This window comes from Chryseobacterium polytrichastri, assembly GCF_900142445.1.
GTDB classification, from domain to species: domain Bacteria; phylum Bacteroidota; class Bacteroidia; order Flavobacteriales; family Weeksellaceae; genus Chryseobacterium; species Chryseobacterium polytrichastri.
The window spans coordinates 16,550-35,890 of sequence record NZ_FRAV01000009.1; the positions used below are offsets into that span (position 1 = coordinate 16,550).

At 33.1% G+C, this 19,341-nt stretch carries 17 protein-coding genes; 6 read left to right on the forward strand and 11 right to left on the reverse strand.

What is annotated here, in order from left to right; genetic code table 11:
- Positions 1 to 38: 38 nt before the first annotated feature.
- The 7 genes from BUB80_RS07320 to BUB80_RS07350 form a co-directional block, all read right to left on the reverse strand.
- Complete coding sequence (locus BUB80_RS07320) at positions 39 to 857, reverse strand: hypothetical protein (RefSeq protein ID WP_073292291.1); 819 nt, start codon at positions 855 to 857, stop codon at positions 39 to 41.
- Between the two features lie 26 nt (positions 858 to 883).
- Positions 884 to 1,909, reverse strand: coding sequence for a S41 family peptidase (locus BUB80_RS07325; RefSeq protein ID WP_175549575.1), 1,026 nt, complete (start codon positions 1,907 to 1,909; stop codon positions 884 to 886).
- Positions 1,910 to 2,043: 134 nt separating this feature from the next.
- Positions 2,044 to 2,706, reverse strand: coding sequence for a hypothetical protein (locus tag BUB80_RS07330; RefSeq protein ID WP_073292293.1), 663 nt, complete (start codon positions 2,704 to 2,706; stop codon positions 2,044 to 2,046).
- A gap of 142 nt (positions 2,707 to 2,848) precedes the next feature.
- Positions 2,849 to 3,394 (reverse strand): hypothetical protein, encoded by a 546-nt coding sequence (locus BUB80_RS07335; RefSeq protein ID WP_073292294.1) that lies wholly within the window; start codon positions 3,392 to 3,394, stop codon positions 2,849 to 2,851.
- 93 nt (positions 3,395 to 3,487) lie between these two features.
- On the reverse strand, positions 3,488 to 4,471 hold the full coding sequence (locus tag BUB80_RS07340) for a long-chain-fatty-acid--protein ligase (RefSeq protein ID WP_073292295.1): 984 nt from the start codon (positions 4,469 to 4,471) through the stop codon (positions 3,488 to 3,490).
- A gap of 185 nt (positions 4,472 to 4,656) precedes the next feature.
- On the reverse strand, positions 4,657 to 5,448 hold the full coding sequence (locus tag BUB80_RS07345) for a UDP-2,3-diacylglucosamine diphosphatase (RefSeq protein WP_073292296.1): 792 nt from the start codon (positions 5,446 to 5,448) through the stop codon (positions 4,657 to 4,659).
- A 24-nt stretch (positions 5,449 to 5,472) separates the two neighbouring features.
- A complete protein-coding gene (locus BUB80_RS07350) occupies positions 5,473 to 5,919 on the reverse strand; it encodes a 6-pyruvoyl trahydropterin synthase family protein (RefSeq protein ID WP_054511142.1) in 447 nt (148 codons plus the stop codon).
- 240 nt (positions 5,920 to 6,159) lie between these two features.
- Here BUB80_RS07350 and BUB80_RS23370 point away from each other — a divergent pair, with 240 nt between their 5' ends.
- Positions 6,160 to 6,579: a hypothetical protein gene (locus tag BUB80_RS23370; protein WP_139262593.1), complete on the forward strand. Its 420-nt coding sequence runs from the start codon at positions 6,160 to 6,162 to the stop codon at positions 6,577 to 6,579.
- Positions 6,580 to 6,777: 198 nt separating this feature from the next.
- On the opposite strand, the gene BUB80_RS07360 is transcribed toward BUB80_RS23370, so the two are convergent.
- The 3 genes from BUB80_RS07360 to aceB all read right to left on the reverse strand — a co-directional run bounded on the left by BUB80_RS07360 (position 6,778) and on the right by aceB (position 10,316).
- Entirely contained in the window at positions 6,778 to 7,161 is a 384-nt protein-coding gene (locus tag BUB80_RS07360) for an acyl-CoA thioesterase (protein WP_073292298.1), read from the reverse strand.
- A gap of 130 nt (positions 7,162 to 7,291) precedes the next feature.
- Complete coding sequence (gene aceA, locus BUB80_RS07365) at positions 7,292 to 8,572, reverse strand: isocitrate lyase (RefSeq protein WP_073292299.1); 1,281 nt, start codon at positions 8,570 to 8,572, stop codon at positions 7,292 to 7,294.
- A gap of 169 nt (positions 8,573 to 8,741) precedes the next feature.
- Positions 8,742 to 10,316 (reverse strand): malate synthase A, encoded by a 1,575-nt coding sequence (gene aceB / locus BUB80_RS07370; protein ID WP_073292300.1) that lies wholly within the window; start codon positions 10,314 to 10,316, stop codon positions 8,742 to 8,744.
- A 126-nt stretch (positions 10,317 to 10,442) separates the two neighbouring features.
- Here aceB and BUB80_RS07375 point away from each other — a divergent pair, with 126 nt between their 5' ends.
- From BUB80_RS07375 to BUB80_RS07390, 4 genes are all read left to right on the forward strand, one after another.
- Positions 10,443 to 11,918, forward strand: coding sequence for a helix-turn-helix domain-containing protein (locus BUB80_RS07375; RefSeq protein WP_073292301.1), 1,476 nt, complete (start codon positions 10,443 to 10,445; stop codon positions 11,916 to 11,918).
- A 275-nt stretch (positions 11,919 to 12,193) separates the two neighbouring features.
- Positions 12,194 to 12,862: a ComF family protein gene (locus BUB80_RS07380; protein WP_228433720.1), complete on the forward strand. Its 669-nt coding sequence runs from the start codon at positions 12,194 to 12,196 to the stop codon at positions 12,860 to 12,862.
- A gap of 24 nt (positions 12,863 to 12,886) precedes the next feature.
- Positions 12,887 to 13,528 carry a hypothetical protein gene (locus BUB80_RS07385; RefSeq protein WP_139262595.1) on the forward strand — a complete coding sequence of 214 codons (642 nt, stop codon included), beginning with the start codon at positions 12,887 to 12,889 and terminating at the stop codon, positions 13,526 to 13,528.
- 279 nt (positions 13,529 to 13,807) lie between these two features.
- The gene (locus tag BUB80_RS07390) at positions 13,808 to 14,452 is read left to right on the forward strand and encodes a hypothetical protein (protein WP_139262597.1); all 645 of its coding nucleotides are present in this window, start codon (positions 13,808 to 13,810) and stop codon (positions 14,450 to 14,452) included.
- A 178-nt stretch (positions 14,453 to 14,630) separates the two neighbouring features.
- Here the strand turns inward: BUB80_RS07390 and upp are convergent, their stop codons facing one another.
- Positions 14,631 to 15,281, reverse strand: coding sequence for a uracil phosphoribosyltransferase (gene upp, locus BUB80_RS07395; RefSeq protein ID WP_073292304.1), 651 nt, complete (start codon positions 15,279 to 15,281; stop codon positions 14,631 to 14,633).
- An 85-nt stretch (positions 15,282 to 15,366) separates the two neighbouring features.
- Here upp and BUB80_RS07400 point away from each other — a divergent pair, with 85 nt between their 5' ends.
- Positions 15,367 to 19,341 (forward strand): Pls/PosA family non-ribosomal peptide synthetase, encoded by a 3,975-nt coding sequence (locus tag BUB80_RS07400; protein WP_228433722.1) that lies wholly within the window; start codon positions 15,367 to 15,369, stop codon positions 19,339 to 19,341.

Sequence of the window (19,341 nt, forward strand, 5' to 3'; positions counted from 1 at the left end):
TCTATTTTCTATGAATATAATAAAAAAGCTAAATATTTTTATTTAAAATATTCAACGACGGTATAATTTCCATCCTGGTATTTATCCAATAACTCTTTCAAGTAGTATTTATGCTGTACACCCGTTAAAATCACAATCTTCTTTCCTTTATACAGATTGGCTTGTTTGATTATATTTAACGCCATCGTGTTGTTTCTTAAATCCCAGAAATTACACCAAAGTTGATACCCATCACGGTATGAAATTTTTTCACCATCAGGTTTCGTTACAAACTGATGAGCGAAAATATCTTCAGAATTAGAAATTTTAGGAATTTCATGATGCTGCACAAATTGACGGTATCTGTTGACCATTTCAAAGCTTAATGAATTTAAAGTTTTAATATCTGTTTTAGCAAAATCTCTCAGCGCATTATTCGCTTCTTTATATTTCTCAAAAATGATTGTATTGGCTGGGTTTAATGCTTTCTTTTGATACAGGCTATCCATTAATTTTATGGTCAGATTATCTGCAGGAACCATTCCGCGGTCTTTTCGGTATTGATTTCTTCCTTCAAATTCGAATGGTAGGTTAACGGTTTTTGGGTATTTATTTAAAAATAATATCGCTGCACTTACTTCATTGGAGTTTTTAGACATACTTTCTTTCTTGAAATCTTTCATTTGCTCCGTATCAAGTTCCTGCAAGATTACATCCGGTTTTATCTTGTCTAATATTTCAAAAAGGCTTTGCGGATTTAATATAGAAGATGTTGGCTCATGAACCGTTCCCAGAATATAAACTTCTGTTTTCCCCGAACTTTGTGCATTGTAAAAACAAGATAATAAGACCGAAAGGCTTAAAAAGAGATTCTTCATTGTATATGATTAATTTATAGTAATGATTATTTAATTTTCTTAATCCACTCAACCGATGCTGTAATTTTTTTATCTGTATTTAGATCTTCAAAATTATCCCCACCTATGATTTCCATATCAGGTTTTACATTTTCAATATAGATTTTCCCCGTTCTGTCAACCACATATCCTACAGCTAAATTTAATCCTGAATTTGAATCAACCTTGAAACCTTCGTTGGTTGTGGTGTATCCTGCAGAATCTTCACCAAACATTTTAGTATTCTTTCTGCCAACTAAGCTTACAGCGGTCATCTCTCCTGAACTAGCAGTATATCCACTAATCAAAACAGCCACGGGCAATTGTTTTCCAACAGGTACTTTTAATTTTCTTCTGTTTAGAACCTGGTTATTATCAACATATATGTTCCCATTTTTCAAGATCCAATCTCCTTCAGACTTTTTCTCAGATGTTACGAATCCGCCAATTTTTTCATTGTCTCCAATCAGATCGCTAATGCCTGCAATCATCGGATACATATTACCTCCCGTATTCAGTCTTAAATCAATAATCCATCCTTTTATTTTCCCAGAATTTATTTTATCAATTTCATCAACAATGTTTCCAGCAATGCTATCCATCTTCTTCGTGCTAAAATCACTATTTCCAGGAATTCTTAGATAACCAATATTTTTATTAATCACTACCGCCTCTACTTTTTCATACTTCTTTACAGCATTCTTCACCACTTCATTATCTAGTCTTTTCACATTTTTGATCCATCGGTAATTCTTATTTTTATAGCTTAACCATCCATGATGATCTTCTATTTTTTCAAATAAATAAGGATATACGGAAAGGGCCGCCTGAATATTTCCTGCCTCTTTTGTTTTATTATACACCTCTGTCTGTAAAGAATTCCAATCTATTTTATCTTTATTTAATGCATGATCATGAATCAATACAAGCGTTTTATCTATGTATTGTTTTACACTATCATTTTTAAAATGAATCTGCTGTTGAGCATGGCATATTACTGTACTACTAAAAACCGTAAAAAGGAGAAAAATCATTTGTTTCATGAGAAATTATATGTGGGGAGTTTTTGTTTTAAAAATCTAGTATTCAAGCGATAATTTATTTTGTAACTGTTAGTCTTCAATATCTTTCCGCTTCTCGACATTGAAATTCCAAATTTTTTTTCAGATTATAAATCCATTCGGTTTACAATACTTTCCAGTGTAACAGCGGTTCTTTCAATATCTCCACCGTCTGGATGAAAAATCCATAAAGAATTCTGATCTCTATGATCTATCAATAAAATTCTTGTATTTTCGAAACCAATTGCTAAACAATCTGCCAATTCTTTATACTGTATTTCTTGATTTTTTTGAGAACTGTCATCAACCATTTCCAACAATGGCGCTGTAAATCCTTTTAATTGATTAATCGTAAGATAAGATTTACCGTCTATATTTGTTTTTTCACAAAGTTCATTCAGAGTAAAAAGACTAAAATTTTCTTCATCAGGGAAAATTGAAATTTGGGGTTCAAATTTATCACTAATCAAATATTCAAAATACGGAAGGGGAATTTCAATTTTAGCTTTATTGAGAATAGCAGTCAACTGTTTTATGGTTTTGTCATTCTTTTTGACCACCGTATTTGGATTAGAATACCCGAATTCATCTGCTTTCCATTGTACGGTATCAAACTTGAACTCTCTCGAACAATTGGGACAATGAATGATCATAAAAGTCATTTTCTTTTCTACTGCAGATTGTACAAAATTATAGTCAAATGCACTCAGCTCTTGCGGAGAAAATATTTTTCCACAATCCCATGAATAAGGACAAATTAATTCTTTCATACTCTCTTTTCAATTAATAAATTAAATCTAATTTATTTCATCATCTGTATTTCATTTACACCCAATATTCAAAGATATTGACGCACGGCGAATGTACAAAAAGAAAGCATCAAAAAAAATCCCGGCAGCAGACCAGGATTTTCTATTTTATTTTTTTAATATCAAAAGGATTTTTAAAAATGAGTTCTTCATGTTTTCCTTTGATTTCCATTTTTCTCTGAAGGAGATTTAAAGCCATTTTTCGAATAAAAAGATTTTTATCATTTAAATTCCAATAAGAATCTTCATGAACTTTTTTAGGTTTTCGGATTAGGTAAAACTCTGTTTCCCAAGTATCAACATTGTGATAAAATTCAATAATTCCGCAATGTTCAGGAATTACAGCATGCTCAATCATGCCCATCGGAAGTAAAAAACTAAACGAATTACAAACATAATCTCCACAGGAAATTTTATCGTGTTTCAGAAACTTCTCTCCCGTTTTTGTATTTAGATATGATTTTTTGAAGTCATTTTTAAAATCACTTTTCGAAAACTTGATCTCAATTTCATGACTGAATCCTTCCGCATCAATGATTAATATATCTGCCTCCCAATCAGAATGAAAATGATTGGTCAATACAATCTCCTTCTCAAAATCGCAGTGAGAATGAATATATGCATGAACAAGTTCTTCTATTTTTAACATGAATTTCTAAATAAATGATAAATAATGATTGATAAATGATACACCTAACTCCTACAACTCTAAAACACTATCACTCTAAAACACTCCAACTCACTAGCTCACCAACAAACTGCATCCACGAATATCAGAATGATCAATTCTTCCCAACACCTGAAATTTACCATCCGGAAGTGTTTTTCCTAAATCCTGCGTGGCAATAAAAGCACAAGAATGAATATTGCCCAGATCTATAATATTGATAGCGCCAGTCCTTCCCTCTTTTTCATAATTAAAAGGATCTTCGGCATTTCTCACCAAAATCCGCATCCAGTTTGGACACTGATATACATTTTCACCTAAAGAATAGGCTTGCGACAGAAGTTCTGTCATTGAATATTCTGAATAAATTTTATCCGTTTTAAAACCTTCCTGTAAAATGGTCAGTAACTCATCTTTGGTCATTTCTTCTTTACGCCCTTTCATTCCACCCGTTTCTATAATTGTAAGAGTATCTGATAATGCAAGGGTTTGAGCATTTGAATCACAATAATCAAGAAAATCTAAAAGGGCAAAAGAAACTCCGAAAAGAATCACTTTTTTATCTTTCAATGTATTTAACAATTCAAATAAATCTGAATGATTGTAAAGAAAATATCCGTTTTCAGGCTTGGCAGATTTTTTCATTAAATAATCTACCATATAGATTAAGGAAGAGTTTTGTTTTTCCAAATAACTTGGAAGCAGCCCTAAAAAGATAAAATCTTCCGGTTTACCGATGAACTGTTCAAAACTTTTGTAAATACTTTCCTGATAGATATTTTCGTCTGCGATAAAATGCTTAGACAAATTCATCTGTGTCGTTCCCGAACTCTGAAAATAAAGATTTGCTGACACATTTTTGTCCACAATCTGATGATTCTTAAACATCTCAATGGGCAGAAACGGAATTTTTGTCAGTTCACTCACCTCATCAGGATTTATTTTCAGGTAATCAACAAACTTTCTATAGATCTCAATATTTTCATATTGATAACGAAAGGTTTTCAATGCTGCATCCAAAAAATCCTGCTCTGACTGTATGCTGAATATATTTTCCAATCTTTTATAAAATTTTATTCGCCTCTTTTACGACTTCCATTTGAAGCAAGTCATAAGAAAACCCTTTTTCTTTTAATATTTTTTAACCTTCAATTTATTTTTTTGGTCAGATTATTGCTAATACTTATCCGGAATATGGATTAAAAACAGGAAGCAAATTTATTTCCTTCCGAGAATTACCTCTTTTAGGGGTAATTTTTTTTTGTTCCATCCGCAAAAGTCATCAATTCAAAATCTTTCTCAAAAACACCGTATGTAAAATACGAGATCCAATCTCCAAGATTGATATACTTTGCTTTTGGTTCCAAATCCAACACCATTGGAAGATGACGGTGACCATAGATAAAATAATCAATCTGCTGAGTTTTCAGTTTTTCTTTTGAATAGATAATTAAAAACTCTTTCTCTTCTCCTAAAAACTCTTTGTCTTCATCACCAGAGATCATTTTATTCTTTTGAGACATGTACAAAGCGATTTTCATCGCAATATCAGGATGAATCCATTTAAAAAACCATTGTGCTACAGGATTGGTAAAGACTTTTTTCATTCTTTTATATCCTTTATCACCAGGTCCCAAACCATCTCCATGAGCCAGTAAAAACTGTTTACCACCCATCTCAAAATATTGTTTTTGATAGAAAACCGTACACCCAATTTCTTCTTCCAGATAATCTTTCATCCACAAGTCATGGTTTCCTACAAAAAAATAAACGTGAATTCCACGGTCTTTCAATTCTGCAATTTTCCCTAAAACACGTACATATCCTTTGGGAATGACGTGCTTCCATTCATGCCAAAAATCAAAAAGGTCACCCATTAAAAACAAAACCTGAGCATCTTCTTTGATCTCATCCATCCAACGGATAAATTTCTCTTCACGCACTTTGCTGTCCTTGGGATTAGGAGCTCCAAAATGTTGATCTGAGGCAAAATATACTTTTTTACCAGGTTCTAAATTGATGGTAGTTTTTAACACCTATTGAGTTTTTTGTTGAATATATTATTGATTATCTTCTGCAAACCACTCTCCGTAAGAGTTTTCGGTTTCATGAAGTTTAAGGTAAGCAAGAGAAATTCCTTCCGGAAGTTTTGATTTTATTTTTGCAGCAATAGCATACAACATATTTTCACATGTTGGCTGAAAGTTGCAATAGATCACTTTATGCCCCTGACTCTCAAGACTCTCTCCCAGTTCTCTATGTGGAGACAATCCGTTGATTAAAACTGCATGATCCCAAACATCAACAATTTCGGGTTTTACAATACTTTTAATATCACCAAAATCAACTACCATCCCATTTTTAGGGTTCTCCAAATCATTTACAGGCTTTCCTTTCACTGTTACCAACAGCTTATAAGAATGTCCATGCATATTTTTACATTTCCCATCGTAGTTATACAACACGTGGGCTGTTTCAAATGTGAAAATCTTTGTAATACGTATCATACTGCAAAGGTAAGAAATTTGGTTTGAGTTATAAATTTGTTTCGTACAGTCTAGAAGATTTATATTGATTATTAGAATAGCATTTTTTTACCTTTAAATATAAAAGAATAGGAAATACAGTAAACATAACAACAATTATTAATGATATAAAATTTGATATGAATTATTACTTATACATCTAATTATTCTAAGAGTTAATACATAATTATATATTTTTGCCATATATTCAAAAATAATTTAATGCACGAGGAATATAAGCTAACAATTTTTAGGCAGTCAAGACTAATTACCTGCATTTTTACGTTACCCATATTCCTATTTATAGCTCTTATTATCGGAGTTGAAAGTCATTATATCATTATATCTTTAGTATTTTCAGCTATCATACTTTTCTTGATGTATTATTTTTCAGTAGGACACCTCAATATAGCTGTTGATAAAAATGTGGTAGCATTTACTTGGAAAAAGAAGCTCATTTTTAATTATAAACCAATCTCAAAAATTGAATTTAGAGATATAAAAGTTATCATTTTAGATGATAATCAATTCTTGCGAAAAATTAAAACAGATAAAAATACAATCTATATCAATAATTCTAAAATCAAATCAAAAGATGCTGAAAAGCTTATCTCAAGATTGAAAAATGAAATAAAGTTATAGATAGTTGGCAAGAATTTTCTGAAAAAGGATATTTGAGAAAAGCATATCTAATAAATTCTTTTCTAACAATAATTTTAATGATAGTTTTTATTACTCTGACTATCTTTAAAGGTTTCCAGCCTTATTCTTTATCGATATTTATTTTAATTATTCCACAGATAATTTTGTATAACAAACAAATGAAAAACAAATAAATAACTAAATCTTATCCAACCAATCATTTCCCAAACGTTTGATCTTATGAGTTTCTACATCAATCAAAATCCATAAGGTTAATGAATCTACCACAAGCTGATCATTACAGTAAAATTCAACTTTTCTAGGTTGTTTAGCTCCTTCAGGAACTTTAGGGTAGGTTTTTACGGTAATAACATCTCCCAAATACACCTGCTTTTTATATTGAATATGGTGATCCAGAAGCATCCAGATATCTCCGGGATATTCCGTTTTATATTTCACAAAATCCCAATGTTCACCGGCAATTTCTTCTACCCAATGCACATACTGAACATTATTAACATGATTGTTATGGTCAATATGTTCTTTGGTAACTTTTATTTCTTTTTGATAAATTAAACTCATTATTTTTCACGTCTTCATTACTATTCAAATATATGAACTTTAAATTTTTAATTTTAATTCCCACCTAAAAACCTTCCCAAAACTGAGAAGGTTCACATCTAAAAAATTTATTTAAATAGGAAAAAATGATCTAATGAAATTGTGCCGTTTCCGTAGAATCTTTCATTGCTACTGTTGCCGAAGCACCGCTTGTTACAACATTCTGTACCTCATCAAAATATCCGGTTCCAACAAAAGACTGATGTTTCACCGCTCTGAACCCTTTTTTCTGCAAAGCAAATTCACGTTCCTGAAGTTCGGAATAGCCAGCCATCCCTTTTTCTTTATATGCTAATGCCAATTCAAACATTGCTGTATTCAACGCATGGAAACCCGCCAACGTAATAAACTGGAATTTATAGCCCAACTTTGCAAGTTCTTCTCTAAAATTTAACATTTCATCCACAGAAAGTCTTGCCGCCCAATTGAAAGAAGGCGAACAATTATAAGCCAACATTTTTCCGGGGAACTTGGCATGAATACCTTCTGCGAATTTTCTCGCCTGTTCCAAATCAGGATTTGAAGTTTCCATCCAAATTAAATCTGCGTAAGGAGCATAAGACAAACCACGATCAATTCCCTGTTCTACTCCATTTTTCACCACATAAAAACCTTCGGAAGTTCTTTCACCTGTCACAAATTTCTTATCTCTGTCGTCAATATCTGAAGTTAATAAATCTGCTGCATCCGCATCTGTTCGGGCAATAATCAAACTTGGAACTCCTAAAACATCAGCTGCCAAACGGGCTGCAATCAATTTATTAATCGCTTCCTGAGTCGGAACCAATACCTTTCCTCCCAAATGACCACATTTTTTAGCGGAAGACAACTGATCTTCAAAATGTACCGCAGCAGCGCCCGCTTCGATCATTTGTTTCATTAATTCGTAGGCATTCAGATTTCCACCAAAACCTGCTTCTGCATCTGCAATGATGGGAACTAAATATTCTTTATCTCCTCCTCCATTTACGGACTGGATTTGATCTGCTCTCAATAAAGCATTATTAATTTTCTTCACCACAGAAGGCACTGAATTCGCGGGATACAAAGATTGATCAGGGTACATCTCTCCTGATAAATTAGCATCTGCAGCAACCTGCCATCCTGAAAGGTAAATAGCCTCCAAGCCTGCATCAACTTCCTGCACGGCCTGATTTCCCGTTAATGCTCCCAATCCTGCAACGAAATCCTGATTGTTTAATTTATCCCAGAATTTCTTTGACATTTCTCTCGCAATCGTATATTCTAATTGATAAGACCCTCTTAATTTGAGGACGTCTTCTGCTGTGTAAGGTCTTTTTACTCCGCTCCAACGTGGATTTGTCAGCCAGTCTTTTTCTATTTCCTGAATTTGTTCTTGTCTTGTTTTCATAATAATTGGATTTTAGATATTTAGAGTTTTTTCACTTGAAAATCGGAACCATTAAGGTTAAATTAAGTTGTTAAGAATATTAAGGTTATTTTTTTAGCTTAAAAATCAGAATGATTTAAACTTAATTACACTTAAATTCTTAAATAAGATCTTAATGGTTAAAATCAATTTATATAAATGGATATGCTTTTAAGGTTAAGAATTCTTCGAAGTTTTCAGATAAAATCAATTCATTGAAAAGCTCTTTTGCCAGATTGAATTTTCCGTTTTTGAAACGTTCCTCCCCTACATATTTTTCGATGATTTCCATTTCTTCGAGTTCCCATTGAAGAATCATCGTTCGGGTTAATGTTCTGTCATCAATTAAAACCGCTTCATTTTTCAGCCATTGCCAAATTTGTGTTCTTGAAATTTCTGCTGTTGCTGCGTCTTCCATTAAATTATATATAGCGGCAGCTCCAATTCCCATTAACCAACTTTCGATATAGAGAATTCCAACGTTGATGTTTTTTCGGACCCCTTTTTCTGTAATTTCACCTTTGGGAATTTCCAATAAATCACTTTCTTTAATCTGATAATGAAATTTTTTCTCAATCTGATTTTCTGAAGGCATATATTGATCAAAGATCTTTTTGGCAACAGAAACCAAAGCAGGATGTGCTACCCAAGTTCCATCGTGCCCGTTTTTCACTTCACGCTTTTTATCATTTCTTACTTTTTCGAACGCTAAACTGTTCGCTTCATAATTATCTTTAATTGGAATTTGTGCTGCCATTCCACCAATTGCGTGAACATTTCTTTTGTGACAAATCTCAATCACTCTTTTCGAATAAGCACTCATAAAAGGTGAAGTCATGGTCACCTGATCTCTGTCGGGAACAATAAATTCGGGTAGGTTTCTAAACTTTTTAATGAAAGAAAAAATATAGTCCCAACGTCCGCAGTTCAAACCTGAACTGTGTTCTTTTAATTCAAATAAAATTTCATCAATTTGAAAAGATGCGGTAATGGTTTCAATCAAAACAGTTGCTTTAATCGTTCCTTCTGGAATTCCTAGATAATTTTGAGCAAAAACAAAAACTTCGTTCCACCAACGGGCTTCTTTGTAATGTTCTAATTTTGGAAGGTAGAAATATGGTCCACTTCCGTTTTTCAACAATTGTTTTACATTCCTGAAAAAGTAGATTCCAAAATCAACTAACGAAGCAGAGGCTTCTTCTCCATTTATCTCCAAATGTTTTTCATTTAAATGTAAACCTCGTGGACGAACTAAAAGAACAGCAATTCTTTCATTAAGCTGATAAGATTTTCCCTGTTCATTGGTAAAATCAATTTCTCGGTTAATGGCATCAGAAAGATTGATTTGCCCTTGCATACAATTATTCCAAGTCGGAGAATTACTGTCTTCAAAATCTGCCATAAAAGTTGACGCACCAGAATTCAAAGCATTGATAATCATCTTTCGGTCGACAGGCCCTGTGATCTCCACTCTTCGGTCTAATAAATCATCCGGAAGTTGAGCACAAACCCAATTTTCATTTCGGATTTCTTCTGTTTCTTTTAAAAATTCAGGAAGATTTCCTTTATCAAATTCCTGCTGCGTTTTTTCTCTTTCTTCTAAAAGTTCTAATCGTTTGGGATTAAAATTTTGATGAAGCTCCACTAGGAAATCTATTAATTCGAGAGTAAAAATTTCTTCAAACTGATTAACAGATTTTATTTTTAACTGAGTCTTAGTTTCCATAACCAATTGATTTTGTGATTTGATAATACAAACATAAATAAAAATATTTAATATTTAGCGAACGTTCGCTAAATATTTTTAAAAACTATTATGCGAATAATCGCTTCTATTTTTTATATTTGAGTAATGAATTCTGACAGCGACTTTATCAAAACGGTTTTCGGATTGAAACTGAAACAACAAAGACAAAAGAAAAATTGGTCTTTACAAGACCTTGCCGTAAAAACAGGTTTATCTAAATCTTATTTAAACGAAATTGAAAACGGTAAAAAATATCCGAAACACGATAAGATCATTCAACTTTCAGAATCATTAAACTGTACTTTTGATGATCTGGTTTCTACGAAATTGGATAAAAGCCTAGCGCCATTTAATGAAATTCTGCAATCAGACTTTTTTAAAGAAGTTCCGTTAGAACTTTTCGGAATTAATAAGAATAATTTAATCAGTATTATCAGTGATGCGCCTAAAAAAGTGACTGCTTTTATTAATGCATTAATTGAAATTTCTCAGAATTATAATTTAGGAAAAGAACGTTTTTATTTTGCTGTTCTGCGATCTTTCCAAGAGTTGTATGACAATTATTTCCCTGAAATAGAGGAAAAAGTAGTGCATTTTGCAGAAGAAAATTTGTTGGAAATCAGTAAAAATATAAAAGCCGAAGTCTTGGAAAATATTTTGGTTGAAAAATTTAATTACACCATTCAATCAAACAATTTTGAAACGTACGGCGCTTTAGACAATCTCCGTTCTTTATTCATTCCAGAGAAAAAATTACTGTTGCTGAATGATAAACTTGAAAAAGATCAGAAGACTTTTATTCTGGCGAAAGAAATAGGTTTCAATGTTTTAGAATTGAAAAACAGACCAAACACTTATTCATGGTTAGATTTTGGAAGTTTTGAAGAAATTTTGAATAATTTTTACGCGTCTTATTTTGCCGGAGCCTTATTAATTTCAAAAGAGCAAATCATTGAAAATACCTCTAATTTTTTCTTACAAAATACGTGGGAACCTAAAAGTTTCGAAAATCTGATTGAAAATTTCACCCATTCTCCGGAAACTTTTTATTACCGATTAACAAATGTTCTTTCTTCCGAATTAGGAATTAAAGATCTCTTTTATTTGTGTTTGGTAAAGAAGAAAAACTCTGATAAAATTCAGATTTTAAAAGAGCTACATCTTAATCATCAACAAGCTCCACACGCCAACGCCACCAATGAGCATTATTGTAGAAGATGGATCGCGGTGAAAAATTTAGCGCATTTAAAAGAAAATGAAACATTAACTGATGCTCAAATCTCCCATTATAAAGACCAAGGAATCAGTTATCTTGTGATTTCAACTTCTCAGAAAAACCCTTTTTCTGACGGGAGTAACAGAAGTTATTGCCTTGGAATTTTATTGAATTCTCACACAATCAAAAAAATTAATTTTATCAAATCTTCAACGTTGAAAACAATCAATGTTGGAGTGACTTGTGAGTCTTGCAGTGTTGCGGATTGTGAGGTAAGACAAGCTCCACCCATTCGCTTGGAAAAAGAGTACTTTAATTTGAGTATGAAAAATGCTGTCGATAAAATAAGAAAAGAACTTTTATAATACACTGTAAATCAAAATCATTAATTTTAATCTACATTTTTTAATTTCAAATTTCAATTTTTCATAACAACTAAGCTCTGGTTTAATTTATTCAGCTTAATATGTTAAAATACAATCGATTGTAAAAATAACTTTATTTTTTACTACAACAAATCAACTCTACTTTAATTTTTATTAAAAAACTAAAATCATACAGCAATAAATATCAAATACGTAAAATAAATCAATATTTAACATTTAATTAAAAACTTAATTACTAAATTTAATTGATTTTAATGATTAGAAAACATATGTTTCTTGATTTATTTTTCCCCAATCGTTGTTTACATTGTAATATGATTATTGATGCTGATTTTCTTACGTGTACTCTATGTTTTGAAAAAATTCAATTCACACACTTTGATTATTTTGGAGAGAATATACTTAAAGAAATATGTAAAACACTTTTTCCGATAGAAAATGCTTATGCTTTACTACAATTTGAAAAAGAAAGTGTTAGTCAAAAAATCATCCATGAATTAAAATACAAAAGCAGAGAAAAAACAGGGCATATTATAGCTAATTGGATAACAAAACGCATAGATTTTAAAAATGAAAAGCCCGACTTAATAGCAAGTATTCCTCTTCATAAAAAGAAATTAAAAGAACGAGGATACAATCAATTACATCTATTTGCTGAAACTTTATCTGAGTTTTATAGTATACCTTTTGACCATGAAATAATCACCAAAGTACATTATTCTAAAGCACAGGCTTTAAAAGATAAAAAACATCGTTTAAAAACAGAAAATATATTTTCTGCCAATAAAAATATTTCGGGAAAACATATCCTTTTGGTAGATGATGTTTTCACAACAGGAAACACAATGTCAGCAGCCGTATGGGAAATTCTTACAATGGGAAATAATAAAGTAAGCATACTGGTAATGGCAATAGATAAATAACATTCATAATTAAAAACAAAAGTGATGAAAAAACTTTGCACAATTTCTATCTTTTTAGGAGTCATGACTCATGCACAAGTCGGGATACAAACCGATACCCCAACAAGAACTTTAGATGTTAACGGAACATCCAGAATACGTACACTTACTGATAAATCCGCAGATATAAATTATGATCAGGTACTAACAACTGATGCCAATGGAAATGTAGATTATGTTCCTAAAAGTAGTTTGCATCAGCAATATGTGGAATTATTTAATCTCAGAACTTTACCTTCTACAGTGATTAATAGTAATACCTCAGCTTCCACCATATCAAAACAATCTATAACACTTACTAAAACAGCCTTGGTAATGGTTAATTTTTCAGTTCCTATCAACTTATCAACTACAGCAAGTGACGGAAGAGCTAGAATATTAAGAACTCATTTACTTGTAGATGGGAATGAAACAGTGAAGGCAAGTAATATTTATACCAATAGTACAAATACAGGAACCAATCTTTCTGGACTTTTTTATAATACAGGGTCATACTTCATCGAACTAAATCCAGGCACGCATTCCATTTCTCTGGAGGGATTCTGCGCAGATAATACTTCATGTACACAGGGCGGAAACTTACCTGGAACTAATTTCCAAGCAACTGCTTTATACAATAATTTTTAATATAATTAAACCCCACATTATGTGTGGTAGTTCTTGCTATTGACTAAATATACACCCGTAAATTTCACTGTGCTTTATATTCTGCAAATAAAAGCATAAATATCTTGGCTATGTAATTATAGGTAGGTACACCTACTTATTTTTCACAATTCTTTTAGCCACGAGATAATTACCATAGAAAACACAAAGACAACATCCGTACGTAATCATTCTTACAACAGAAAATAGTAAAGAAAGAATACGGGTAATGCACCAATAGCATTTATAACTAAAGATAAAATGATGAAAAAATTTTGTAATATTTTAATTTTGTTAGCAATTACTGTTAACGCTCAAGTTGGTATAAAAACAACCACTCCAACAAGAATATTGGATGTAAATGGTACATCTAGAATACGAACACTTACTGATAAATCAGCCGATATAAATTATGATCAGGTTTTAACAACAGATACGAATGGAAATATAGATTACGTTCCTAAAAGCACTTTGAATCAACAATATGTACAATTATTTAATCTCACAACATTACCAACTTCCCAAAATAATAGCAGCACTACACCTTCAACAATATCTACCCAATCTATAACACTTCCTAAAAAAGCATTAGTAATTATCAATTTTTCAGTACCCATAAACTTATCAACCGCAGCAAGCGACGGAAGGGCTAAACTACTAATGACTCATCTTACAGTAGATGGTAATACAAAAATAAGGGCAAGTAATTCCTATACCAATAGCGCAAGAATAGGGACCAACCTTACTGGTTTCTTTTACAATACCGGTTCTTTCTCTATTGAATTGGCTGCAGGTACACATTCAATTTCTTTAGAGGGTTTATGCTTTAATAATGTTTTATGTACACAAGGAGGAAATGTGCCGGGAACCAACTTTCAGGCAGTTGCTTTGTATAATGATTTTTAAACTATGTAGAAACACATCTATCTTTATACTTTTTTATTCATCAATGCACAATAACAATATGTTGTTGTGCATTTTTAACTTTATATATTATGACAAATATTCTCATAAAAAATGGCCGTAAAAAGTACGAACAATATAGTATTCTGTAATAAAAGATTTCTGAAATCTCTTATATAATTTATCTTTGAAGCTTTTCTCCATAGCTTAGATCTCCTGCATCTCCTAACCCTGGAGTGATGTATCCTTTTGAAGTCAGATTCTCATCAATCGCTCCTACCCAAATTTCTGCATCTGGATAAGCATTCTGAATCGTTTCAACTCCTTGCCTTGAAGCAATTGCCGCAACAATATGCAACTGAGAAGGCGTCCCGTGTGTCAACAAATCTTTAATTGCTTCTATTAAAGAAGCTCCCGTTGCCAACATGGGATCTCCAACGATCAAAGGTCTCCCCTCAATACTTGGGCACGTTAAATAATCCTGCTTTATAGAAAAATAGTCATTGGCATCGTGTTTTCTGTAGGCAGCAACAAATCCGCAGTCTGCACCGTCAAGATAATTTAAAATCCCTTCAAATAAAGGAACTCCGGCTCTCAAAATCGTTGTAATAACTGGCTGAACAGCAATTTCTGTTACTTTAATGGTATCTAAAGGAGTTTGAATTTCAACTTCTCTTGTTTCAAGGCCTTTACTAATTTCAAAAGCAGCAATTTCTCCAATACGTTCCATATTTCTACGGAATCTCATTCGATCATGTTGAATCTCTACATTTCGTAATTCGTTGATCCATTGGTTAACTAAGGAAAATTTTTCTGATAAAATAGTAAGCATGGAATATTTTAATTTTATTTTAAGGGGAATAATTAGTATAAATTCTCTGCAAAATTACAAATTTAGACATTGAAACTAAAGAGAAATGGATTATATTTATGGAAGTTTCCAAGAATACCATAGACCAAATACTTTAATCATGATGAAAAGCCTTATTTTAGGGAAAATATCCCCTGAATTTATAATAGACGAAACCCTCCCTCAGCTTTTAGCACCCATATTTGAGAAATATAAAGACAAAACAGCTTTTATTTTTGGAAATAAAAAGCTGTCTTATGCAGAATTAGACAGCTGGAGTAATGCAATTGCGCTACAATTACAAAATGAAGGCGTAAAACCGGGTGACAGCGTTGGAGTATGGTACCCAAGAAGCTTGGAGCTTCCTGTCGCCATATTGGGAATATTAAAAGCAGGAGCAGCCTACGTTCCTTTAGACAGAGAAATGCCGGAAGACCGGATTAAACAGGTTTTTACAGACATTCAGGTAAAAACATATTTCTCAGATACTGATGCGCATATCCACTGTACACCTTTATCAATAGCCCAAGAGCCGAAAGATACCATTCCCGCACTTTCTATTGAAAATATGCCTGATAGCTGGGCTTATGTTTTATTTACTTCAGGAAGCACCGGGAACCCTAAAGGAATCCCGATCTCCCATCGCAATATTTGTCACCTGATCAGATCTGAAGAAGATTTTATAGGAATAAAAGATACCGATATCATTTATCAGGGATTCTCGGTTTCTTTTGACATGTGGTGTGAGGAAGTTTGGATCAGTCTTTTTTCAGGTGCTACTATCTGGATTGCTGATGCTACAACAGTGAAAGCAATAGACGAATTAAGTGAAGTTTTAGCTAAAAATCACATCACCGTTCTTCACGCTGTTCCCAGTATTCTTGCCATTATTGATGAGGTGCCTTCTATACGACTAATCAATACAGGTGGAGAGGCCTGTACCAAGCAGGTACAAGAGAAATGGGCAAAACCTTACCGAACTTTCATCAACAGTTATGGACCTACAGAAACTACCGTTTCTTCCAATATGATTATTCTGAATAGTACAGAAGAACTGACTATCGGAGGGCCATTACCTAATTACCACCTTGCTGTGGTAGATGAAAATATGAATATCGTTCCAAGAGGTGAACGTGGGGAAATGATTATTTCAGGACCTGGTGTAAGCAAAGGATATTTTAATCTTCCAGAGCTTACGGAACAAAAATTTCTACCCAATCCTTTTTCTGATCTTCCAGGTGATACTATCTATAAAACAGGAGATGCTGTAGTTATAAGAGAAAATGGATTTATCGACTTTCAAGGACGAATTGATGATCAAATAAAACTTCGAGGTTACCGAATTGAGCTTGGCGAAATAGAATCCCGACTCAACCAGCTTCAGAATATTTCTTCGGCTGCTGTTTGTGTAAAAGAAGATTCCAACGGGCAAGGGCAACTTGTAGGATATGCTGTTATAAAAAATGATGTTTCTTTTGACGAAAATGAAACTCGAAAAGAATTAGCAAAATTTCTAGCGCCATACATGGTTCCTATCGCTATTGTTCAAATGAAGGAAATGCCAAGGATGCCGAGCGGAAAGATCGACAGAAAAAAACTTCCTATTCCTGAAAGTTTCAGCCTTCATGAAAAGAATGAAGATATTAAAATAGACACTGCAGCTTCTGTTGAAGATAAACTAATCCAGACCCTTCAATGGGTGTTTCCCGGAAAAGATATTAATCTACAACATGATTTTTTTACTGATTTGGGCGGACACTCTTTGTTGGCCGCAACTCTTGTTTCACATTTAAGACAAAAAGCAGGTATTCCTTATGCTTCATTAAAAGACATTTATGAAAACCGTCCGCTGTCAGCTTATGCCGAATGTCTTAAAAATAAGCGCGAACAAGAACCTGTAAAACAAGAACCATTTCAAAGAGTTTCTACGTTTCAATATTACGCCTGTAATGCAGCGCAGACCGTTTCTTTAATGGCTATATTCGCGTTATTTAGTATTCAGATATTTTTCCCTTATTTAAGTTATTATTATTTCCAGATTAACGGATATGGAACGACGTATGCGTTATTGAGTGCTGTTCTTTTATACACCTTAATTCCTCCGGTATATTCCATTATTATTCTTTTAACCAAATGGCTTATTATTGGAAAAATAAAAGAAGGAGACTATCCGCTTTGGGGATGGTATTATTTCAGATGGTGGCTTTGGAAAACGGTTAAAAGACTGATGCCTTCTGAATTTATTGTAGAAACTCCTTTATATCCAAAATATTTACGACTATTGGGGGTAAAAGTGCATCCCAGTGCTCAACTGAGCCTTTTGCCAATTGCTGCTGAAGACTTAGTAACCATTGATGAGAATGTAACCACCAGTTCCGGCTGTAGTATTGATAATGCATCTGTAGAAAATGGTATTTTAAAAATAAGAAAAGTACATATTAAAGCGCACGCTTATCTTGGGTCTTCCGCTATTGTTTGTGGAGAAACTACGATTGAAGAGTTTGGAGAACTTCAGGATCTAAGTTGTCTGAATGAAGGAAAGACCATTGGCTTTGGAGAAATATGGGATGGTAGCCCTGCCGAAAAATTAAGAACAAAAAGTGCTGAAGAAGTAGAAACTCCAATATTAGCTTCTGCACAAAAAAGAAATAGATATTCTCTTTTGTATGCATGTTCATTATTTTTCTTTCCGCTACTTATCGTTTTACCTCTGGCTCCAACGTTGTATACGCTGTATTATTTAGATGATCGTTCATCTGATTACAGTTTTTATTACCTATGGCAGGCTCCTATACTTTCTACGGTGTATATATTGCTGTTCATTGGTGTTGTAAGTATTATTACAAGATTACTGCAATACAATATGAAACCCGGAGTTTACCCTGTTTACAGCTTTATATATTATAGAAAATGGATCAAAGACCAAATATTTAATTTATCATTAACCATTGTTCATCCTCTTTTTGCATCAATCTATATCAGTAAATTTTATAGAATGATGGGTGCCAAGGTTGGGAAGAATTCAGAAATATCAACGGCCAGCGATGTTTCCCATAATCTATTGGAAATTGGGGAAGGTTCATTTATTGCCGATGCCGTGATTCTTGGAGAACATGATATAAGAAATCAAAAATTAATTTTAGCAAAAACAAAAATAGGAAACAACAGTTTTGTAGGAAACAGCGGACTGATTCCCCAAGGATATGAACTTGGTGACAATATGTTGATTGGAGTTTTAAGCAAAGCGCCAACAGAAGAGCAACTTGAAAATTCATCTGAAAAAGATTGGTTTGGGTCTCCTCCTATTGGGCTACCTTCCAGACAGAAATCAGATTCATTTAAAGACAGTCTTACCTACAACCCTCCACTTCGTCTTCAGCTTGCAAGAGCTATTGTAGAGGGAATAAGAATTATCCTGCCACAAACGGTAATCATTATTTGCAGCGTGCTATTCATTGCCTATACCAGTAATTACCTTGAAGGAAAAATCCTGTATCTTTTGATATTTGCCCCATTTTACTATTTAGGAATTGTGGCACTCCCTTCATTTTTCCTTACCGTTTTATTAAAATGGATATTAATCGGAAAATATAAAAAGACCGAAATGCCAATGTACAGCCTTAAAGTATGGCTCAGTGAAGGCATTACCACAATTTATGAAGCGCTGCCTGTTATTTTCTTTTTGGATTTCCTTCGTGGTACCATGTGGCTGCCTTTCTTCATGAGATTTTTAGGGGTAAAAATAGGAAAGAAAGTATGGCTTAACACCACTGACATCACAGAATATGATATGGTTTCCATCGGAGATGAAGCGATGTTAAATGAAGACTGTGGCCCTCAAACCCACCTTTTTGAAGACAGAATTATGAAAGTAGGCGGGGTGAAAATAGGAAGCCAGACAACGATTCACTCGCGAACGATTATTTTATACGATACTGAGATTGGCAATAATGTGCACATTGATGCTCTTTCTCTAGTAATGAAAGGAGAAGCTCTTTCCGATAATACCTCATGGCATGGAAGCCCGTTAAGAGGTAAATAA

Bases quoted from the DNA above. Each gene is read 5' to 3' on its own strand.
- BUB80_RS07330 (WP_073292293.1), bottom strand. From the start codon at position 2,706: ATGAAAGAATTAATTTGTCCTTATTCATGGGATTGTGGAAAAATATTT.
- aceA (WP_073292299.1), bottom strand. From the start codon at position 8,572: ATGAAAACAAGACAAGAACAAATTCAGGAAATAGAAAAAGACTGGCTG.
- BUB80_RS07350 (WP_054511142.1), bottom strand. From the start codon at position 5,919: ATGATACGTATTACAAAGATTTTCACATTTGAAACAGCCCACGTGTTG.
- BUB80_RS07400 (WP_228433722.1), top strand. From the start codon at position 15,367: ATGGATTATATTTATGGAAGTTTCCAAGAATACCATAGACCAAATACT.
- BUB80_RS07380 (WP_228433720.1), top strand. From the start codon at position 12,194: ATGATTAGAAAACATATGTTTCTTGATTTATTTTTCCCCAATCGTTGT.
- aceB (WP_073292300.1), bottom strand. From the start codon at position 10,316: ATGGAAACTAAGACTCAGTTAAAAATAAAATCTGTTAATCAGTTTGAA.
- BUB80_RS07335 (WP_073292294.1), bottom strand. From the start codon at position 3,394: ATGTTAAAAATAGAAGAACTTGTTCATGCATATATTCATTCTCACTGC.
- BUB80_RS07320 (WP_073292291.1), bottom strand. From the start codon at position 857: ATGAAGAATCTCTTTTTAAGCCTTTCGGTCTTATTATCTTGTTTTTAC.
- BUB80_RS07385 (WP_139262595.1), top strand. From the start codon at position 12,887: ATGAAAAAACTTTGCACAATTTCTATCTTTTTAGGAGTCATGACTCAT.
- BUB80_RS07360 (WP_073292298.1), bottom strand. From the start codon at position 7,161: ATGAGTTTAATTTATCAAAAAGAAATAAAAGTTACCAAAGAACATATT.
- BUB80_RS23370 (WP_139262593.1), top strand. From the start codon at position 6,160: ATGCACGAGGAATATAAGCTAACAATTTTTAGGCAGTCAAGACTAATT.
- BUB80_RS07390 (WP_139262597.1), top strand. From the start codon at position 13,808: ATGATGAAAAAATTTTGTAATATTTTAATTTTGTTAGCAATTACTGTT.
- upp (WP_073292304.1), bottom strand. From the start codon at position 15,281: ATGCTTACTATTTTATCAGAAAAATTTTCCTTAGTTAACCAATGGATC.
- BUB80_RS07325 (WP_175549575.1), bottom strand. From the start codon at position 1,909: ATGATTTTTCTCCTTTTTACGGTTTTTAGTAGTACAGTAATATGCCAT.
- BUB80_RS07375 (WP_073292301.1), top strand. From the start codon at position 10,443: ATGAATTCTGACAGCGACTTTATCAAAACGGTTTTCGGATTGAAACTG.